We start from the raw sequence: 20,168 nt of genomic DNA on the forward strand, positions 1-20,168 counted from the left end.
TATGTCACAGCCTCTTTTTATTTATTTGTTAATATTTTCAACCAAGAAGTTTAAAATATCAGGTTTCACTGCTTCTAAATAACCTTTAGCGTGCTCTGAACCAGTCATAAATCGTGTCGTTACGGGAACGTTCAACTGTGTTAAACGTTCCGCGAATTTAAGGACACCACTGTTTGGAACAAACTCATTTAAAGAGTTCGCTAAAAACATTGGTCCGGTCGTTTCCGTAATTTTATGATAGGGTGTTGCAGCGCTTGCCAAGGTTAAATCACCATTCAGGTAGTTCAAACTAAACCATTTATAGAACGGGTCATTGGCTCCATCTTGATTAATACCAGCCGTTTTTTGTAATACATCTAAATCTTTCGTTTGATTTGGAGCAGCAACAACATGTTGATGCATTTGTAACCACTCATCAAAGTCTAAAATACCGGATAAGGAAATAGCTGGAAATCCATATTTAATACCCATTTCGACTGACATATTACCGCCGGCAGAAGAGCCCAAAACAGCAATATTATCTGCTAACTTTTGTTCTTGCAACCACTCAACCAACTGATCCATATCATCCAAAGGTGCTGGATAAGTATTCTCTGGTCCAATTCGGTAATTTGGTGCAACTACTAAATAGCCTTTTTCACCAAGAAACTCGCCAATATCCGACTCAGTTTTTTTATCGCCACGGAACCAACCACCGCCATGAATATCAACGACGGTCCCAATGATATCGCCGGTTGGTTTATATATATCTAGTGTTAACTCGGTTTTATCGCCATATTTAATATCATATTTAACGTCAATCATTAGTCATTAGCTCCTAGTTCTTTAATCACTAGAATCTGAGCTAATAAATCATCTTTTGCTTTTTCGTAATCATTCAAATCATCTTGAGTCGTAAATTTTGAATAAAAAGCATCCAACCCGTTCGCTGCAAACTCATATTCAAAAACATAGAGACGATCATAGGCATCCGTAAACTTAACTAACGTTTCGTGTTGTTTGCCGGACAATTGTAACGCCAATTGGATTGTACGGAAGTCAGTGTATGCCAACTCGAATTGAACTGCCCATGCACGCATAAAGTCATGTTTAGCAATAATATGCAGATAATGATGCTCTGCCGTCCACTGTAATTTATCTAACGAATTTTTTACATCTATCATATTAGAATCCCCCTATTGATACATCATTTTTAATCCACATACAGTGTAACTAAAAAATGTTTTCATAACCAATATTTTGACTCCATTCGTTTAAAAATAATCCCGTACATATGCATTAATTCACCCATCATACCTGCTTTTTATTAATCGATTAATTTAGCTTTCTTATTTCCTAAATGTAAACTATATGCGGAATATAGTAGCACCACAATAACGATCCACTGAATTACACTCGTATCAATACTTTTTACTAAAAATACGGCAATTAAAACACCAATAATACCAAAAACAGAAAATAACGTTATTTTTCTTGAATATTGATCTAATTTTATAAATTGCATACTTCCGATTGGCAATGAAAATGCGCATCCACCCATCATGATTGGAAATGCAGAAATTGGATCCATCCCCATTGCATAGACGGTTGCCATCGTTAAAGAAAATGAGCCAATCCCAATGTTATTCAAAGCGCCATAAACGAATAATAAAAACCCGGTTACGACTAACTTCCAACCGAATAATTCCGTCGCCGTTCCATTTGCAGAAATCAATCCAATTTTACCCGCAACAATCAACATCGTCGCAACAAGTAGCCCGACAATAACAAATGTTCTAATCGTATTTTCAGGTAATTTAACAACAAATCTAGGCCCAATGTAAGCCCCAATCACTTGGCAAACGATACAAACTAGTAACGTTTTAATACCAACATTAACCGTCGTGATATAAGCCAATGACATAACAAAAATAGGAATAACATCCTGTGCATTTAATGTTCCCGGTAATTTTTTCATTGAAACCCACTTAGCTTTTGGAAATATTGCAGTTGATATGGCAAAATCTGAAATACCGAATGTAGAAAAGAAAAAGATAACTATTTGTGATATTGGCGTCCAAATTGGGTTTGCCGGTTCTTTCATTACATCTGCTTTATGTTTTAATAAATCACGTATAAAAAAATAAATAAAAGTAAAATTAACAATAATAATAGCGATAATTAATAGTTTTTGCATTCTTAACTCTCCCTGTTCAACCGTATTTCTTAGATTTTTACGGAAAATATAATTTTATCGAATAATCTATTTTATACTATATATTCGTCCCTTTAAAGACCAAAAAGCTAAACACCAATGTAAAAATGGTGTTTAGCTTTTTATGAATCTATTTAATTTTCATTTTTCCAACAAGTCTTCCAAATTAGTTACTCTATTTAGCTTCCATAACTTTGATTTTCTCATTAATTTCTCGTTCAACTTTTCGATGTTTAGGTGAAAAACCTTCGGCAAAGAATAAAATTCCACCAATTATTAACACATAAGTTAATCCGACCGTTGAACTATTCCAGAATGAAGCACCATAGTAGAGGATACTGCGGCCACCATCATACAAGAAACGCATTGGCAACCATGGGAGAACCCAATCTTGGTAGAACTGAGGTACCAATGGTTGAGCCATTGCAAGCAACGGAATTGAGAAGAAAAGTAAGAGGACAAACACAATGACACCCGGGAAGCCAATCCATGTTAGTACTCCTGAGAACAACATAATAAAGGCAAAACTCGTGAATGATAAGAATGCCGCAATCGTCATAAAGTGTGTGAAATTAAATCCTAGTATCCAAGTCGCATATGTGGCCGTTGCAAACCCGGTTAAGATTGCGAGCGCAATTGCCGAAATAATGAATGATGATTTAAAAGAGAATTTGTGTTTCATTGATTTAAATTCCTTCGTATTTCCAGCGTAAAATAGTAACAAACTAATAACCATGCTCGCAATCCAAACAGGTTGGAAGAATGAACTGTTTGCTGATGTTAGCCCCTTCGTTGAATGTCTAACCGTCGTCTTCACTGTTATGGGATTATTCAATTTCAATGCAGTAACGGCTGGGACACTGATATTTGCCTTAGCCATATTCGTTAAAATACCGGCCGAAATACCACCACCTATTTTTGTCACAATTGTTGATAACGTTGACCCCAATGTTGTTGCCAGTTGAGCATTCTTCGCTTCATTTGTCACAACAGTAACGTTAGCAACCTCTTTTGAAGTTGGATCAACTAATTTGCCAAGCGAAGAGGAGAAGTTTTTTGGAATCACGATAGCAGCATAATATTGTTGTTTATCCATCGCTTTTTTAAGGTCTTTATCACTCTTTACAATGTGCCAATCTAACGCTTTATTTTTACTACCCATTAAACTTTCAACAATTTTATTTCCTTGCTTACCGTCATCTTCATTGACAATAGCCACCGGAACATCCTTGAGATCTGATTTAACAGATGGAATTTGCATCACAACCATGATGAATGTTAACAAGATTGAAACTAAAATAGCAAAACCTAAAAATTTATTTTTAAACATAAGTTTATTCCTTCTTTCTTTGAGTGAGCACTCAATCAATTACAACTATGATTATAACCTGTTTCAAAGTTTAGTCAACCCTAACTTTAAAATAACAAACACCAAAACAATAAGTTCGTCATTTGTTATCGCTGCCAATTGTGTCATAATAATAACAGCGATAGGATGGTGATAATTATCAAAAAGTCTGAATTAAAGCTATATGCCAACTCGGATTTATTCAAAGATATCACGGACAAACAGATGCAAATTTTAATTGCCTCAATCGAATTATTCTCAGAAAAAGGTTATGCAAACACAAGTACAAAAGAAATTGCCAAAAAGGCTGGTGTGGCCGAGGGAAATATTTTTAGTAAATATACCAATAAACGGGGGCTACTAGACGCAATTATTACGCCGGTTATTAAATCAATTTTGCCATCAGCGATGCAAGACTTATTGGATGAGTCTATGGATCCTTCTAACCTAACTTTAGATTCGTTAATTCGGCCATTATTAAAAAATCGAATTATCTTCCTACAAGAAAATGCCAAAGTTCTCAAAATATTTATTTCAGAATTACTCTATGACAAATCTGTGGTAACCCAATTACTAGAAAATGCACCTGCCCCATACTGGACGGCAATTAATACAACAATTGATGCGTTAAAAGAGAAAAAGTTAATTGTTAATTGGGATAATCTTGAAATTCTCAAAGTTATCTGGTCGATTATCGGTGGAGTTGTTCTAGGTTACCTTTTATTTGATCAGCCACTAACAAAAGAAAGTACTGACCATTCAACTGATGCCTTGATTAATGCACTTAGCATCTAATCCCATGACATAAAAAATAAGGAACAGGGAGAGTCGAGAAGACTCCCCCTGTTCCTTATTTTAATAGTCTCATTAAATTGTTATTTTGTTCAAGTAACCCCTCCGTCACCTTGTTTAAAAAGACATTTTCGGCACAAATTTGATCATAAATATACTTATTTTAAATTTTCAAGTATAAAGCGTTTACATTTTAGTAAAAGTTTAGTAAAATGTATTTGTTAACTAAACGAATGCGATTACATTGTTAACGCACAGTATTATTACAGCAATTATTTTATCAAAAATCTATTATATAGAAAGAGGTTATTAGAATGAACACGAATAAATTAACGATTGAAGCTGAACGATTTGCTGCCGCAATTATTGCCGGAAATCCTAAGCAAACAAACGAAGATAACAAGGTGTATATCAAGCGTCAACTAACGTTATACCTTGAATCAGTTTTGTTGGTTAATGATTTTAACTCTTTGGAAGAAAACCAATTAGGCTCTGCTAAAGAAAAACAACGTCAAGATATTTTAGACAAGATCATCGAACATCGATATAACTAATTAGAGGGGGTTAAACAAATGAAAAATTCTAAAGATATTAAGCAATATGCTTCATATGCATTTGGTGCCTTTGGCCATGATGCCTTTTACGCAACTCTTAGCACTTATTTTATGATTTTTATTACAAGTCAATTATTCGTTACAAAGGATGCTGGATTCAACGCCAAGATGATTGGTTATGTTACAACTGTAATGGTTGTTATCCGTATCGTTGAAATTGCATTTGATCCATTAATTGGTGGTGTTATTGATAATACACGTACTCGTTGGGGAAACTTTAAACCATGGTTGCTAGTTGGTTCAATTGTTAGTTCAATTGGTTTAATTATTATTTTCACTGACTTTGGTGGTTTAGCAACGAATAGTCCTTATCTTTACTTAATTCTTTTTGCAATTGTATATATCATTTTAGATAGTTTCTATTCATTTAAAGATATTTCATTCTGGTCAATGTTGCCTGCCTTGAGTGTTGAATCAGAAAAACGGACTAAATTTGGGACTATTGCCCGTTTTGGATCAACATTAGGTGCTCAGGGTGTTATTATCGTTATCGTACCAATCGTTGTCTTCTTTTCAAAAATATTCTCAGGTACTCAGGGTAACACACAAACAAAAGCTGGTTGGTTAGGCTTTGCTGTCGTTATCGGTTTAGTTTCATTCTTAGGTGCTTTGGCAACTATCTTAGGAACTAAAATTGAAAAAAATGCTATTCGTGAAAACACTGAAAAGGTTCGTTTCCGTGATGTTTTCAAAGTTATTGGTAAAAATGATCAATTAATGTGGTTATCATTATCATATTTCTTATTCGCTTTTAGTTACGTTATTACAAATTCACTTTTGATTTACTACTTCAATTACATTTTAGGTAGTGCTGCAGCCTTTACAATTGTTGGGGTTCTAACAGCAGTCTTAGGAATTATTTCAGTTTCACTGTTCCCAACTTTAGTTGCGTTAGTTCACCGTCGTGCCATTTACTTAGGCGGAATCGTAGTTATGTTATTAGGTTATATTCTCTTCTTATTCGCCGGCACTAACCTTATCGTTGTCTTAATTGCTGTTGGGTTATTCTTCTTCCCATACCCACTTGTTTTCTTAGCAGCATTAATGACAATTACTGATAGTGTTGAATATGGCCAATTGAAGAGTGGTACACGTAATGAATCTGTTACCTTAGCTGTTCGTCCTTTATTGGATAAATTAGCTGGTGCCTTCGCCAATGGTGTTGTTGGTTTTGCCGCAATCCATGCTGGTATGACAGGTAGTGCTAAGCCCAGTGATATTACATCAAGTGGGCTATGGCAATTCAGAATGTACATGTTCTTTATTCCTATGGCGTTAATGGTTGTTGCTGCTTTAATCTTTATGGCAAGAATTAAATTATCTGAGGCTAAACATGAAGAAATTGTTAAAGAATTACAAAAGAAATTAAAATAATATAAAAAAAGAACGATCAGATGAAAATCTGGTCGTTCTTTTTGTCTAATCGTTAAGTCCTTTACCATCAAGGATTTTAGGAATATATTTAATGATTCTTGCTTCTCGCGTTTCTGTTCGTTTTGCGTCTGCGAAGTAGCGAGCGTACGTTTTTTGACGTCCCGGTGTTAAGGTTTCAAAAAACTCTTCTAACTCTGGCATTTCGTTCATTTTTTTCTGAAATTCAATTGGTAAGACCAGTTCAGTTGGTTTACCCTTAGGCACTTTTAACCCTACCTTTTCGGCTGCAATCGCTTTTTGAATGTAATCACTAATCTCTGACTTTAAATCTATCACTTCTTTTAAATTATGAAATCTAATCTGACGACCTACCTCAGTATTTTCGCCCGTTCTGATTAAAATACCTTTACCATCATCGATTAACGTACCTTTCAAGAAAAGTAACGCCATATATTCTTTAAATCCTTGAATTAAGACAACATTTTTGCCATTCAACGTGTAGCAAGGTTTACCCCATTTGAGCTCTTCCACTAAACCCGTTTCAAGTGAAAGTTCTCTTAATTGTGTCATTTCTTCTTTCCAGTGCGTTGCTTTTTCTAAATATAAATCTACTTTTGGGTTCTTTTTAATTTCTGTCATTATCTCAACCTCTTTATTTTTATAATTTTTTATCTGGATTTAGCTGTAGTCCAATTAACGAACACAATAAGAAAAACGCAGCCAGTAAAATAGTTTTAGTGCCCATTATTGGTACCAAAGCACCCATGGAAGTCGCCCCAAAAAGAAACGCTAGAACAACACCCAACATACGCCAACCTTTTGTTAGAGCAATCACGTTGCCCTTAATAAAACCATCGTAAAAGCTCTCGGCCATTGTTCTTAAGTTACCTGTCATCATGAACGACGTAAATGGTCCCCCATTAATCTGTCTAAATTCCTGAAGTTGCGCGGCCGCAACCATCGAAACAATTCCCGTTGATAATTGAGTTGGCCAGCTCTTCGGAATAAAGGCGACTACGACTAACAAAATTGCTTCAAGACCAATCACAAATTTTTGTCGCTTATTAATCGTATCTTCTTCTTTAAATCGATGTTGGAGGTTTCTAGTTATGATAATGCCAATCATAAATGCAAAAATTGAAATGAGATGATCAAAAATAGATCCCCATTCCCCTTGCCCTAAACTGACACCCAGTATGATTAAATTTCCGGTTTGCATCCCAGAAAAGACCCCATCGTGTACCAAATATGTATATGCATCAAATCCACCACCAGCGAATATTAATCCGGCAAATAGCAGTCTGTCTATTAGCGACATTGGTTTTTTCATTAAATCCTTCTTTCAGTTTCTACATAAATTCTTCTTTCAATTTTAAGTATACTAAATTATCAAAAGTTCACAAGAATATCCAACTCATTTTTTTAACATTTACAATCATATCAAGCGCTTTTTCCAACTTTTAAGCTTATAATGAAGTTAGTTTTTACATACAAGGGAGATTACTTTTATGCATTTAGCCATTATTGGAGCCGGACCACGAGGCATGGTTACACTTGAACGTCTTATTGCTTGGCAACGAGCAGAGCATTCGAATACACCACTCACAATTGATTTGTACGACCCGCATGGCATTGGGGGCCGTGTATGGACGCCTAAACAACCTCATGAGTTAATCATGAATACGGCGGCTCAACAAATTAGCTTGTTTTATGGAACAAGTGTCAATTCTACTGGACCCATCATTACGGGACCTAACATTTTTGAATGGGCTCAAACCGAGGCCCACGATTTTATTGAAAAAAATAACTATTCAGCGGATTTTTTAACCGAAATTGCCCATTTGAATCCAAATGATTATGCAACACGGGCTCTATTTGGTATTTATATTCAATGGTATTACGCTGAATTAATTAAGCATACGCCTAAAAATGTTAACATTAACGTTAATAAAGTTACTGTCACACAAATTTCAAAAAATGCTAATCATTTTGAAATTATGACTGCCTTACCTTCAACTGACACTGTTGATTATGTTGTCATGTCTTTAGGTAATCTCGAAAATGAATTATCCAAGGACCAACAAAAATTTGATTCATTTGCGACAGAAAATAACTTAACTTATGTCTTACCTGGTTTCCCAAACGAAACAGAACTTGACCACATTACGCAAGACGACACTGTTATTTTACGTGGCTTAGGTCTAAGTTTCTTTGACATAGTGACACGACTAACCATTGAACGCGGTGGCCGTTTTAAACAATTAGATAATGGTCAATTAACCTATCTAGCAACTGGCAAAGAGCCCCATATCGTCGCAGGATCACGTCGTGGATGGCCATACCATGCGAAAGGTGATAATCAAAAAGCACCCGGTGAAGAATCGCAAGCGCATTTCTTAACGGCAGCCAAAATGGCAGTCTTCATGAAAAATGGCTCAGTACCTTTCGCCGAATTTTGGAACTTACTGAGTCATGAAGTTGAGTACCATTATTATTCATTACTTGTTGCAGAAAAATATCCAGAAATAGAATTAACAAAGTTCCAGCTGGCTTTCTTAAGACAACCTGAAGAAACAGTTAAACGATCAATCATTGCCGAATCTGATAGATTTAACTGGGATCATTTAGGTAATCCGATGACTAAGAAACCCAATGCAGATTTCAAAACAATCATGTTAGAACACCTACAAAACGATGCAGCAGACGCCAGAATGGGTACTAAGACTGGGCCATTAACGAGTGCACTTGAAGTTTTACGAGATTTACGTCTTCCAGTGAGACAGCTGGTTGATAACCGTCTCTTAAGCGATGATGAATATCTAACTGACTTCTTAGGTTGGTTTAACTCATTAAACAATTTCTTAACAATTGGGCCACCATCAATTCGTATCGAACAATTACGAGCACTCGTTGATGCTGATGTTATCACAATGTTAGAACCAGGAATGATTGTTGACACTAAAAACCACCAATTTGAAACATATAGTGCAAATGCGCCTGAGCAACGTTATCTAGCAACCACTTTAATCGAAGCAAGAGTTCCTGCTGTTCACGCAACAACAGCGACAAGTCCTCTGATGAAACAGTTGCTTGAAACAAGAATTGCCAATCCTTTAGTTTTGAATCCAACTAAAGGTGCTCCAGTAATAGATGGGGCCGTTAATGTTGACCCTATTAGTAATTTACTACTAGACGAAAACAAACGACCACAACCCGGTTTATACTTCTGGGGAGTTCCCACGGATGGCGTTCATTGGTTAACGGCCGCAAGTCCAAGACCTTTTGTAAATGATGTCAGTCTACGCACCGCCAACGATATCGTGAAAGATATTTTTGAAAAAGAATCGAATAAAAAATAATAAAAGAGTCGCGTATCCTATTTTAAAACAGTGAAGTGCCTCATAATTGTTAGACATAAGTCTAATGATTGTGAGGTATTTTTTTATGTCTAAATATTCAAGTAACCTGAAAGTAGAGATTGTTCAATTATATCTAGAAGATCATATTTCTTTAACTATTTTAGAACAAAATATAACATTCCCAAAAGTTATATTCGTAAATGGGTTACCTTAACTAAGGTACAAGGCCTTGAAGCGTTAAGGGTTAAACACAGTAAACGTATTTTTAGCCATCGTTTTAAGTTAGATGTGGTACGCTATTATAAAACTCATGGTGTGGGATATAACATAATCGCTGCTAACTTCAATATTCATCCATCTCAAGCTCAAACTTGGAATAAATCATTTGATTTATACGGTAGCCAAGCCCTTATCCCACGTCCTAAAGGACGGCCTACGCTTACGCAGGAAAATGATAAAAAGAAAGACAATATGACGTTAACTGAAAAACAAAAATACGAAGAACGTATTTTACAATTAGAAGCCAAATTACATGGTGCAGAATTGAACCGTGACTTTCTAAAAAAATTGCACGCCTTAAGAAGTGGCAAACAAATAGGGAGAAAACCTTAATTATTCGCAGACTTAGGAAAAAGCTCCTAATAAAATTTAAGGTTAAATGGTCAACTTATTACGATCAATGTTACCGAATTGATCACGATGTAGATAAATATTCTGCTGCGAAAGAAATGATTAAATCTATTTTTAATGATAGCCGAGAGACCTACGGTCACAAACGTATTCAAATAATGTTGGATAAGCAATGCATTCATTTATCCCTAACAACAATATTAAAATTAATGAATTAAATGGGTATTAAAATACGCTTTACCGCAAACATACGGATAAATATAGTTCGTATAAAGGCCATATTGGAAAAATTACACTAAATATTATTAATCAAAAATTTAATGAGGTTCTTCCTTACCATGTCCTACACACGGATATTACCCAAATTAAACTTCAAAATAATAAATGGGGTTATATTTCTGCAGTTACTGATGAAGCTAGTCACGAAGTTTTAGCGTTATCCATGAGTGAACATCCAGATAAGTCACTCATTTTTGATATGCTCGACCAGCTGAAAGAAATAAATCTGCCAATAAGTTTAAAACTTATAATGCATTCTGACCAAGGATGTCATTATCAATGGGCCGATTACCAAAATGAACTAAAAGCCCTGAACTACGTTCAGAGTATGTCTCGGAAAGGAAACTGTTTAGATAACGCACCAATTGAAAGTTTCTTTAGTTTAATGAAGCGAGAATGCCTCAAACGTCAGGTTATTAATAACATTGAGAATCTCATTCAAGTAACAAACGAATACGTAGAATGGTTTAATCATGAACGGATTTCTTGTAAATTAAAAGGCATGACTCCGATAGAATATCGAAATCATACCTTAGCATCTTAAATAATATTAAAATGTCTAACTTTTTTGTTGCACTTCAACAGAGTATACGACTCTTTTTTAGTGCTCATAAAACATAATACTATGGAATACCATATGTTAATAGATATTCTAAAATTAACAAAACTGAAAAAATATTATTTCAATTCTGCTTGTTTATCCATAACACGTTCATTGATTTTGAGAAATGGCCAATAAATTAATATACCAAGAACTATTGTAAGTCCTTGAACTATAGGTGCCCGCCAATCTCCACCAGTTGCTAGGTAGGAGTTTAATAGTGGTGGCGTTGTCCAAGGAACCATCACAACAACACGATTCATCCAACCGATTGCTGTAAAGAAATAGGCAATGCTAATTCCTAAACCGGGCAATAACACGAATGGGATGGTTAAAGCAATATTAAAAACAATTGGATAACCAAAAATAACGGGTTCATTTATATTAAAGAGGCTTGGGATAAAAGATAATTTCGTAATATCACGGTTAGCTTTTGATTTTGAAAAAATTAATGTAGCAATCAGTAAACATATAGTACTTCCTGTTCCACCCAGCATACCAAATGTATCACGAAATACATTATTAATAATATAAGGAATATGATCACCCGCAGCATATGCGGCCATATTTTTATTCATATTAATTAATAAGACGGGATCAAGCAGTGTCCCATTGATAACTGCTTGATGGATACCAAAAGTAAATAGTAAATTACCAGTCCCATAAATTAATAGTAATCCTGGAAGACTTGTATTCACGCGTCGAAGGGGTTCTTGAATGACATTAGTAATTAAAGAAATTAAATCAGTATGAAACGAGACAGTTAGCACCGCTGCAAATGCTGCAAAAAGGCTCATCGTGATTAAAGCAGGAATTAGTGAATTAAAAGATCCAGCAACGGCTGAGGGAACAGCGTCGCTTAAATGTATTTGTATTTTTTTTACTTTAGATAAACTTATAAAAAGTTCGGTTGCAACTAATCCAATAATAATTCCTGAAAACATACCCGTTGTGCCAATATTTTGAAACGTTAAAACAGAACTTGCTGTCACGGCGTTTTTTGCATCCACGGGAATAATTGAAACAGTATTTGGCATCATAATCACCAATGTTCCTAATGCAATGATCGCCGCAGAAATTTTATTAACATACTTTTTATTTTGAGCCAGACAATAGCCAATTGTTGGTGCAATTAATAACCCAGCAATATTTAGAGTACCATTAGTTATGTATGTACCAAAGTATTGAAAATTACTTAGTCTTTCCCCAGTAAATACCCAAGGAAATATAACATTATTAACCAAAACACCAATACCAGCCAAAATAAATAATGGCATAATTATGGCAAATGCATCACGTAAAGATCTCAGATGGACTTGATTACCAATTTTATAAGCAATATTTGTAAACTGATCTATAAATTTTTTCCCTCTATTTCTCTTTTCATTCATTTTGCATACCTCCCATTAATCTAAGTGTTCACCATTTGTTGCAATCACCTGTTTTAACCAATAAAAACTTGCTTTAGGAATACGCTTAAGATCTTTCAGATCATGATTATCCCGGTTAACATAAATGACACCATAACGTTTATTCATATCACCTTTAGAACTCGGAATATCAATAAGTCCCCAACCAAGATATCCCATAACATTTGCTCCATCAATTTTAACAGCATCATATAATGCCTTTAAATGATTCTTATGATAGGAAATACGATAATCATCTTGAATGGTTTTCTGATCATTAAGTTGTTCACGAACACCAATTCCATTTTCAATAGGGAATACGGGTAAATTAGTCTCATTTGATAACTTAGTCAAAACACTTCGAAATCCTAATGGATCGATTTGCCAACCCCACTCACTTGTTTCAAGATAAGAATTCTTAATACTACCATCACGCATGTAGTAACTAGGCGGTGTATCTTTTGGTAATTTGTAATGATCTAAAGTAACTGTATAGTAATAACTAAAAGAAATAAAATCATTTTTATGTGATGCAATTAATTCTAAATCACCAGATTGAATAGTTGATATTAAACTCTTTTCTTTTAAATAATGAAGAACTTCATTTGAATATCTACCCTGACTAAAAGCATTAACAAAATGTTGATTAATAAATTCTGATGCTTTTCTAGCTATTAAAATATCTTCTGGATGATTTGTTGCCGGATAAAATTCTTGATAGGCCAACATACCACCAATTTTGATTTTTGGATATCTATCATGTATATAATTAGCAATTAATGAATGAGCTACCATCGTATTATTAGCAATTGTATAAAGAGCCTCTAATGTTTTATCGCCGTGAATAAATCCACTGTTTTCAAAACCAGCTTCAAATAAATAACCATTCTGTTCGTTAAAACTAATCCAATATTTAACTAATTTACTATAACGATCAATAACAACCCTAGCAAAATCAACAAAACAATTAACAACGTAACGACTGATAAACCCGTTATATTTTTCTGCCAAATGCAGTGGCATATCAAAATGATACAAACAAATCATTGGTTCAATTCCCGCCTCGATTAATTCCTCAATTAAATGATCGTAATATTCAAACCCCTTTTCATTTATGGTACCGTCACCATTCGGAAAAATACGAGTCCACGAAATTTGAAACCGATAACAATTAACTCCCATTTCTTTCATTAACTGAACATCTTCTTTATACCGATGAAACTCATCGATTCCTACTTTCCAATCTGATGTATTTTCCGTGGCAACTTTTACGTCATAAACTGATTTCCCTTTACCTTGTTCATTCCAAGCACCTTCACTTTGCATACTTGAAACTGAATTTCCCCACAAAAAATTTTTATCTAAGCTCATAAAACATTCCTCCAATCTAATATTTATTTAATGATAGCGCTTTTATATTTAAATGTAAAGCCATTCAAATATATATGAATTTCATTTTATTAAAAATGAACTTATGTTATAATTAACTTAATAATGGTAGGTGATGAATTTGGCTAAATATAAAGAGATTGCAGCAACTATCCGTAAACGGATTTCAGACGGAACTTATCCAGCAAAAACTGCTTTACCGGAACAAATTAAATTGGCACAAGAATTTAAGACATCCAGAATGACGATTCAAAAAGCTCTTGAAATATTAATGTTTGAAGATCTTATTTATAGTAAACAAGGCAGCGGAACTTTTATAAAATCAAATGCAGCATCATTGTCACAGTTAGATACTGGTATTAATCAATATATAGGTACAACTGCTCTATTTAAAGGGAAATCAGAAGTTAGAAGCCAGGTTTTAGAAAAAAAACTTCGCTTACCAACTCCAGATGAAAGTGAATATTTACAGTTAGACGAAATAGAAGCCGTTTACGATATTATTCGATTACGTTTCTTAGATGGAAAACCATATAGTATTGAACATTCCGTGATGCCCGCTAAAATTTTAAAGAATTTAACAAAAGAGATTTTAGAAAAATCAATTTACTATTATTTAGAAAATAAACTAGGCTTAAAAATAGGGTCCGCGTACCGAAAAATTAGTGCAGATAAACCTAATGACATGGACCAAAAATATTTAAAATGTGATTTAACGGAACCAGTCTTACAAGTTGAGCAAACTGTCTTTTTACAAAATGGTATACCGTTTGAATATTCAACAACTAGACATCGTTATGACCAAGGTAGTATTATAACGGTAACTAAGGGCAATGGAGCACCAGCGTAGTAACATAAAAAATCCTACTAGCAAGTGCTAGTAGGATTTTTTATGTTACTACGCTATTTACCAATTTTATGATGACCTCTTCCGTATCTATCCTAATCAGCTAAAATATCTTTCGCGTAGGGAATCGAATTTTGAGCACCTTTTATTTGAACGGCTAATGATGAAGCTTTGTTTGCATAGGTCATTGCTTCTTCAAGATTACTGTAATCTAATTCAAGTTTAGAACTTAATGCACCAATAAATGTATCACCGGCAGCTGTTGTATCTGCGGCCTTAACTTTAAAGGCATTAACAAATCCCGATTGTTCTGATGTCGCATAAAAAGATCCTCGATCACCCACCGTGATAATGACTGCTTTAACACCCATTTTAAAGAACTCTTTAGCACTAGCCTCCATTGAAGCTTCGTCAGTCACTTTAATTCCCGTAATTATCTCAGATTCTGTTTCATTAGGGACGATCATATCCGTCACTGACAACAAATCATCCGGAATATTTTTGATTGCTGGTGCCGGATTTAAAATTGTTTGAACATCATTTTCACGTGCAATTTTAAAAGCCTCAATCACAGAAGGAATTGGCACTTCAAATTGAGCAACAATTCTATCAGCTGCTTTGATGCTGCCTTTAGCAGCCTGAATATCTTCATTTGTTATGTCCTGATTTGCGCCACCATAAATCAGGATGCTATTTTGACCATTCTCGTCAACCATAATATATGCCTGACCAGTTCCCGCAGTTTCTGACGTAGTAACATGATCAATATTCATACCGTCCTCTTTGAACGTATCTAACATAAAATTAGCGGCACCTTCATGCCCAACTTTACTAATAAATGTCGTTTCTGCTCCCGATCGAACGGCCGCAATTGCTTGATTAGCACCTTTACCGCCGCCGGCCACGGCCATCGAATTCATTGCCATTGTTTCACCCGGTTGTGGGAAACGCTGGACATTCAAAATTGTATCTACATTAGTTGATCCTAAAATAATCACTTTTTTCATTTCACTTGCCCCTTATCCGTCAAATTAATTTTTATATTTTCATTTTACCGATAAATCAAAATTTACTCAAATATATCGAAACTAATAATCGATATTTGATAGCTTATCTGTAAAAGGTTATGATGGAATCATTAATCTACTGTCTGAAGGAGAAAATATGATAAAACCCATTATGCATGATGAACTATTTCTTGCCCAAAAAGCTGAGCCCGCATCAAATTCAGATGCATCCATTATAACTGATTTACTGGATACTTTGGACGCTAATAAAGATGTTTGTGTTGGTATGGCTGCCAATATGATTGGCGTGAATAAACGAATTATCGTTTGCCAATTTGGCGCATTAAATGTCCCCCTCATTAATCCCAAAATCATAAAAAAATCAGGCCGTTACAACGTTGAGGAAGGCTGTCTCTCATTAGTTGGAGAACGCCCAACACAGCGATACGATATGATTACCGTTGATTATTTAGACAAGTCTTTTCATCCCCAAACACAAAAATTTTCAGGCTGGATGGCACAAATCATCCAACATGAAGTTGATCATTGTGAAGGCCTTATTATCTAAATCAACTATTTTTAACCACGTATATATTATTAAGAATGTTAATAATCGTTAAAGAAACAATCATTTGTAAATATAAACTGACTCGCAGTGATAGTATGATATTTGTTCATAAATAGTTTAATTTAAGATCAAAAAGAAACGATTGATCACAGGTTTAATTATTTATAATCAATACTTTATACAAGGGACTGAACAGTAAGTATGGAAAATAGACAGAATAAGTGGTTGGTATCCGGAATTATTGGCTCGTTATTATTTATCGGATTGTCAATTTCAGTTAGTATTCAATCTAACTGGTTAATAACCGTCGACTTTAAATTACAAACGTTAATAAGTAGTCTCGTTAATCCAGGTTTGACTAAGTTTTTTTCATTAATTTCGATCACTGGTAGTCCAATATTTGTGATTGGAACAGCGTCCTGTTTAATGTTGTTTTTTACTTATCGCCATGATATTTATAGTGCTTCCTTCTTAGGATTTGCCTTAATTGGCGGGGACGCTCTTGCATTTATTACCAAAGAAGTTATTCAACGCCCTCGACCAACGCAAAGATTAGTGGCAGAATCTGGATTTAGCTTCCCTAGCGGCCACGCGATTGGCTCAACAATCTTAGTTATCATGATTTTTATAATTATTATTCCTAAAATTGAAAGCCAAAGGTTAAAACTAATAACTCAATCACTAGCCATTGTTTGGCTTATTATCATTATTTTTTCAAGAGTATACCTAAGAGCACATTTTCCATCCGATATCGTAGGTGCTTTAATCTTAGGCGTTTCATGGGTTAGTTTGCTTCAATTCGTCTATTTAAACGATAGTCCTTTACTATTAAGCAAAAAATAATTATTCACTCCAATAATAAATAACTATTTTTTCACTATTAAGCACTTAAATTCAAAAAAAGAGCACCTTACCTTAGCAATAATTAGCTTACGGTAAGATGTTCTTTTTAGTTATAATAAATATCTTTAATTTAATTATTTAATCGATAACCTGCGTGATATAACGGACCCACGTACTCATTAAAAGCGAATCCAGATCTAATTCCTGCGGTCACAAATTCTTTCGCTTGATAGACAGATTCTTTTACCGACAATCCATTCGCCAGACCGGCAGTTACTGCCGCCGCAAATGTACAACCAGCACCATGATTATATGCCGGCGAAATTTTGTCTGTTTCCAACACCTCAAAGTTGGCGCCATCATAGAATAAATCAATGGCCTTTTCGCCTTCTAATGCTTTACCACCTTTAACGATAACATTTTCAGCACCCAATTCATGAATTTCAATGGCTGCCTGCTTCATATCATCAAGTGATTTCAAAGTCCCCAATCCCGATAAAACGCCCGCTTCAAATAAATTGGGCGTTGTCACCGTGGCAATCGGAATCAATAAATCACGAATTGCATCAGCTGCTTCAGGATTAAGCACCTCATCCTCACCCTTGCAGACCATAACAGGATCAATCACAACATTATTAATTTTTTTTGATAAAATATTTTCGCGTGCGACTTCTGTAATGGCTACACTTCCAAGCATCCCAGTTTTCATTGCCGCAATCTCACCGCCGGCACCCGTAGTCTTCAATTGAGCTTTGACCAACCCAGAATCCATTACCGTAACATTATGTGACCAATTTGTATCCGGATCCATCGTCACAATAGACGTCAGTGCAACCATTCCATAAGTGCCAAACTCTTCAAACGTCTTTAAGTCGGCCTCCATGCCCGCACCACCACTTGCATCACTACCAGCAATTGTTAATACTTTAGGGATTATTTTTGTCATGCCGTAAGCCCCCTTTTTTAATCTTCTTTTCTCACGTTACCATCTAATTTCTGATCAACACTTTTTGTTTCTCTCAATAAAAAGATTGCGGCTAACACTCCGATAATCATCATGATTAATGAAGTTAGAACAACTTGAATCATCCCTTTGTTAAAGGCCGTCAACACAATATCTTGAACTTTAGTAGCGTATGGTGTTGAAATCATTTTTTGACTCCACGCAACCATGTGTCCTGAAAAAGCGCCAGCGTTCACTAATGCCTGATGAATACCAGTCGCTGCTGCGTTAGGCATATGACTATCACTGAAGCCGGTATTCAAACTTGCTTCATACGCTTTAGTTTGTGCCAAACCAAGGACAACCACACCTACCGTAATCCCAATTTGTCGAAAAACATTCAATAAACCTGAAGCCATGCCAATTTCTTTCGGATTAATATTATCCATAGCAGCCGTATTAATCATCGGATTAATAATTGCATTTCCCAGTCCTGTTAAAACAAGAAGGGGTAATAATTGTAAATAAGTAAAATCAGTCGTTGAAACTCGACTAAATGTAAATAGACCAACTCCGGCAATAATAAATCCAAATGCGATCATCCATTTCTTACCAAACTTGTATCCTAAAACGCCCGTAAATGGTCCTAGAACAAGCGACCATAAACTCATAGGTAATTGTCTCAATCCTGTGGTAAAGGCTGAGTATCCCATGTAATTTTGCATTAAACTCGTTTGATAAGCAGCTAATGCAAAAATCCCTGCTCCAAGTGCAAATGCAAGAATAACCACGCCAACAAAATGACGATTTGTTAATAACGTTAGATTCATCATTGGCGATTTAACTTTTAATTCCACAAAAACGAATATTGCCAGAATTAAAATTGAAGCAATTAACCATCCCATAATACGCATATCCGTCCATGCCCAATGCATGTGTTGTTCTTTTTGAATCAACCCATATATGCCGGCAAACAAGCCAATTGCTGAAAGAATCATACCCATAAAATCAATTGATTCTTCAGCGCCATATGCAGGTGTTTCTTTTACATTTCTGAAAACCAAGTAAACCGCAATAATCCCAACTGGTAAATTAACAAAGAAAATTGAAGGCCAGCCAAAATTCTCAACTAAAAGACCGCCGACCAAAGGCCCAATTGCCGTTGAAAATCCGATAACCGAACCTAATATACCAAGTGCAGTCCCACGTTCACGTCCTGAAAAGTTAGAGGCCACCAAAGCCATTGATAAACTCATCATTCCTGATCCACCTATTGCTTGAACAGCTCGACCAATATCAAGAACAAGTAAGTTTGGTGCAAGTCCATTGACAACTGAGGCGATTGTAAATAAAATCATGCTTAAAATAAATATTTTTTTCCGGCCAAACATGTCTCCCAATTTTGAGACAATTAATAAACTGACGGCAAACATTAACGTATAAGCATTTAAAATCCATTGTAAGTTACTAAAAGTTGTTTTAAAATCAATTGCCATGCTTGGTAATGCCACATTTACTACTGTAACATCCAAAAGTCCCATAAAAACACCTAGACTCATAGCGAATAAAGCTACCCAGCGATTTGTTTCTTTTTTCATTTTTTATTCTCCATTTTCTGTATCTCTTTTATTTGCGTTTGAATCCAATTCATTTTTGTTTCAAGAACCGTCATAACGAAATCTGTAGTCCGAATTTGCCATTGGTAATAATCCTCTGTAGTTGGATGAGCTTCCCTTAAATCTTCTAAGTGATTCTTAACGGCCATATAAACATGGAAGTCTTCATCTAATTCACCGAAATAGTCACGCAAAATGGCAACTTGATCGACCACACTCATATAGGTCATCCCTCGCATTTTAAAACGATACATATCATCCCATTTCGAATCATGAACAACAGGTTTTTCCATTAGTTCATGAAAATAGTCCCGTCCTGATTCAGTAATATACGCCGTCTTAGTCCCACGAGCAT

General features: G+C 35.1%; 21 protein-coding genes and 1 pseudogene. 10 read left to right on the top strand and 12 right to left on the bottom strand.

Annotated elements, in window-relative coordinates; all coding sequences use genetic code 11:
- Window positions 1-21 precede the first annotated feature (21 nt).
- From FC66_RS07250 to FC66_RS07265, 4 genes are all read right to left on the bottom strand, one after another.
- A complete protein-coding gene (locus FC66_RS07250) occupies window positions 22-804 on the bottom strand; it encodes an alpha/beta hydrolase (protein WP_057974723.1) in 783 nt (260 codons plus the stop codon).
- Complete coding sequence (locus FC66_RS07255; RefSeq protein ID WP_057974724.1) at window positions 804-1,163, bottom strand: hypothetical protein; 360 nt, start codon at window positions 1,161-1,163, stop codon at window positions 804-806. The genes FC66_RS07250 and FC66_RS07255 overlap by 1 nt, the downstream gene beginning before the upstream one ends.
- 143 nt (window positions 1,164-1,306) lie before the next feature.
- Window positions 1,307-2,176 carry a sulfite exporter TauE/SafE family protein gene (locus tag FC66_RS07260; protein WP_057974725.1) on the bottom strand — a complete coding sequence of 290 codons (870 nt, stop codon included), beginning with the start codon at window positions 2,174-2,176 and terminating at the stop codon, window positions 1,307-1,309.
- Window positions 2,177-2,369: 193 nt separating this feature from the next.
- Entirely contained in the window at window positions 2,370-3,524 is a 1,155-nt protein-coding gene (locus FC66_RS07265; protein WP_057974726.1) for a YhgE/Pip domain-containing protein, read from the bottom strand.
- Window positions 3,525-3,767: 243 nt separating this feature from the next.
- Between FC66_RS07265 and FC66_RS07270 the strand changes: the two genes are divergently transcribed.
- The 3 genes from FC66_RS07270 to FC66_RS07280 all read left to right on the top strand — a co-directional run bounded on the left by FC66_RS07270 (window position 3,768) and on the right by FC66_RS07280 (window position 6,322).
- Window positions 3,768-4,337: a TetR/AcrR family transcriptional regulator gene (locus tag FC66_RS07270; protein ID WP_235804051.1), complete on the top strand. Its 570-nt coding sequence runs from the start codon at window positions 3,768-3,770 to the stop codon at window positions 4,335-4,337.
- A 311-nt stretch (window positions 4,338-4,648) separates the two neighbouring features.
- Window positions 4,649-4,888 (top strand): hypothetical protein, encoded by a 240-nt coding sequence (locus tag FC66_RS07275; protein WP_057974727.1) that lies wholly within the window; start codon window positions 4,649-4,651, stop codon window positions 4,886-4,888.
- Window positions 4,889-4,906: 18 nt separating this feature from the next.
- Complete coding sequence (locus FC66_RS07280; RefSeq protein ID WP_057974728.1) at window positions 4,907-6,322, top strand: glycoside-pentoside-hexuronide (GPH):cation symporter; 1,416 nt, start codon at window positions 4,907-4,909, stop codon at window positions 6,320-6,322.
- A gap of 45 nt (window positions 6,323-6,367) precedes the next feature.
- On the opposite strand, the gene FC66_RS07285 is transcribed toward FC66_RS07280, so the two are convergent.
- Window positions 6,368-6,961 (bottom strand): YdeI/OmpD-associated family protein, encoded by a 594-nt coding sequence (locus FC66_RS07285; RefSeq protein WP_057974729.1) that lies wholly within the window; start codon window positions 6,959-6,961, stop codon window positions 6,368-6,370.
- Between the two features lie 19 nt (window positions 6,962-6,980).
- Complete coding sequence (locus FC66_RS07290; RefSeq protein WP_057974730.1) at window positions 6,981-7,652, bottom strand: YoaK family protein; 672 nt, start codon at window positions 7,650-7,652, stop codon at window positions 6,981-6,983.
- A gap of 178 nt (window positions 7,653-7,830) precedes the next feature.
- On the opposite strand from FC66_RS07290, the gene FC66_RS07295 reads away from it, so the two are divergent.
- The 4 genes and pseudogenes from FC66_RS07295 to FC66_RS08215 all read left to right on the top strand — a co-directional run.
- On the top strand, window positions 7,831-9,681 hold the full coding sequence (locus FC66_RS07295) for an FAD/NAD(P)-binding protein (protein ID WP_057974731.1): 1,851 nt from the start codon (window positions 7,831-7,833) through the stop codon (window positions 9,679-9,681).
- A 288-nt stretch (window positions 9,682-9,969) separates the two neighbouring features.
- The gene (locus FC66_RS07900) at window positions 9,970-10,293 is read left to right on the top strand and encodes a helix-turn-helix domain-containing protein (protein WP_162253183.1); all 324 of its coding nucleotides are present in this window, start codon (window positions 9,970-9,972) and stop codon (window positions 10,291-10,293) included.
- 116 nt (window positions 10,294-10,409) lie between these two features.
- On the top strand, window positions 10,410-10,529 hold the full coding sequence (locus FC66_RS08210) for an IS3 family transposase (protein WP_083478993.1): 120 nt from the start codon (window positions 10,410-10,412) through the stop codon (window positions 10,527-10,529).
- A gap of 32 nt (window positions 10,530-10,561) precedes the next feature.
- Window positions 10,562-11,134, top strand: a pseudogene (locus FC66_RS08215) (IS3 family transposase); the annotation flags it as partial.
- Between the two features lie 134 nt (window positions 11,135-11,268).
- Here FC66_RS08215 and FC66_RS07310 read toward each other — a convergent pair.
- Together FC66_RS07310 and FC66_RS07315 are read right to left on the bottom strand one after the other, a co-directional pair.
- Window positions 11,269-12,582, bottom strand: coding sequence for a PTS sugar transporter subunit IIC (locus tag FC66_RS07310; RefSeq protein ID WP_057974733.1), 1,314 nt, complete (start codon window positions 12,580-12,582; stop codon window positions 11,269-11,271).
- A 15-nt stretch (window positions 12,583-12,597) separates the two neighbouring features.
- Window positions 12,598-13,971: a glycoside hydrolase family 1 protein gene (locus FC66_RS07315; RefSeq protein WP_057974734.1), complete on the bottom strand. Its 1,374-nt coding sequence runs from the start codon at window positions 13,969-13,971 to the stop codon at window positions 12,598-12,600.
- Between the two features lie 139 nt (window positions 13,972-14,110).
- Between FC66_RS07315 and FC66_RS07320 the strand changes: the two genes are divergently transcribed.
- Window positions 14,111-14,839, top strand: a complete 729-nt coding sequence (locus FC66_RS07320) for a GntR family transcriptional regulator (protein WP_057974735.1) — start codon at window positions 14,111-14,113, stop codon at window positions 14,837-14,839.
- A gap of 92 nt (window positions 14,840-14,931) precedes the next feature.
- On the opposite strand, the gene rbsK is transcribed toward FC66_RS07320, so the two are convergent.
- Entirely contained in the window at window positions 14,932-15,843 is a 912-nt protein-coding gene (rbsK, locus tag FC66_RS07325; RefSeq protein ID WP_057974736.1) for a ribokinase, read from the bottom strand.
- 157 nt (window positions 15,844-16,000) lie between these two features.
- Between rbsK and FC66_RS07330 the strand changes: the two genes are divergently transcribed.
- Both FC66_RS07330 and FC66_RS07335 read left to right on the top strand, forming a co-directional pair.
- Window positions 16,001-16,411, top strand: coding sequence for a peptide deformylase (locus tag FC66_RS07330; RefSeq protein WP_057974737.1), 411 nt, complete (start codon window positions 16,001-16,003; stop codon window positions 16,409-16,411).
- 201 nt (window positions 16,412-16,612) lie between these two features.
- Window positions 16,613-17,254 (top strand): phosphatase PAP2 family protein, encoded by a 642-nt coding sequence (locus FC66_RS07335; protein ID WP_057974738.1) that lies wholly within the window; start codon window positions 16,613-16,615, stop codon window positions 17,252-17,254.
- Between the two features lie 130 nt (window positions 17,255-17,384).
- On the opposite strand, the gene thiD is transcribed toward FC66_RS07335, so the two are convergent.
- From thiD to FC66_RS08035, 3 genes are all read right to left on the bottom strand, one after another.
- Window positions 17,385-18,200, bottom strand: coding sequence for a bifunctional hydroxymethylpyrimidine kinase/phosphomethylpyrimidine kinase (gene thiD / locus FC66_RS07340; protein ID WP_057974739.1), 816 nt, complete (start codon window positions 18,198-18,200; stop codon window positions 17,385-17,387).
- A gap of 17 nt (window positions 18,201-18,217) precedes the next feature.
- The gene (locus tag FC66_RS07345) at window positions 18,218-19,795 is read right to left on the bottom strand and encodes an MFS transporter (protein ID WP_057974740.1); all 1,578 of its coding nucleotides are present in this window, start codon (window positions 19,793-19,795) and stop codon (window positions 18,218-18,220) included.
- Window positions 19,792-20,168, bottom strand: a 377-nt coding sequence (locus FC66_RS08035; protein WP_057974741.1) for a hypothetical protein, incomplete at its 5' end; no start/stop codon positions are given. The genes FC66_RS08035 and FC66_RS07345, both read right to left, overlap by 4 nt.

The sequence above is a fragment of the Dellaglioa algida DSM 15638 genome (assembly GCF_001434695.1).
Lineage (GTDB): Bacteria > Bacillota > Bacilli > Lactobacillales > Lactobacillaceae > Dellaglioa > Dellaglioa algida.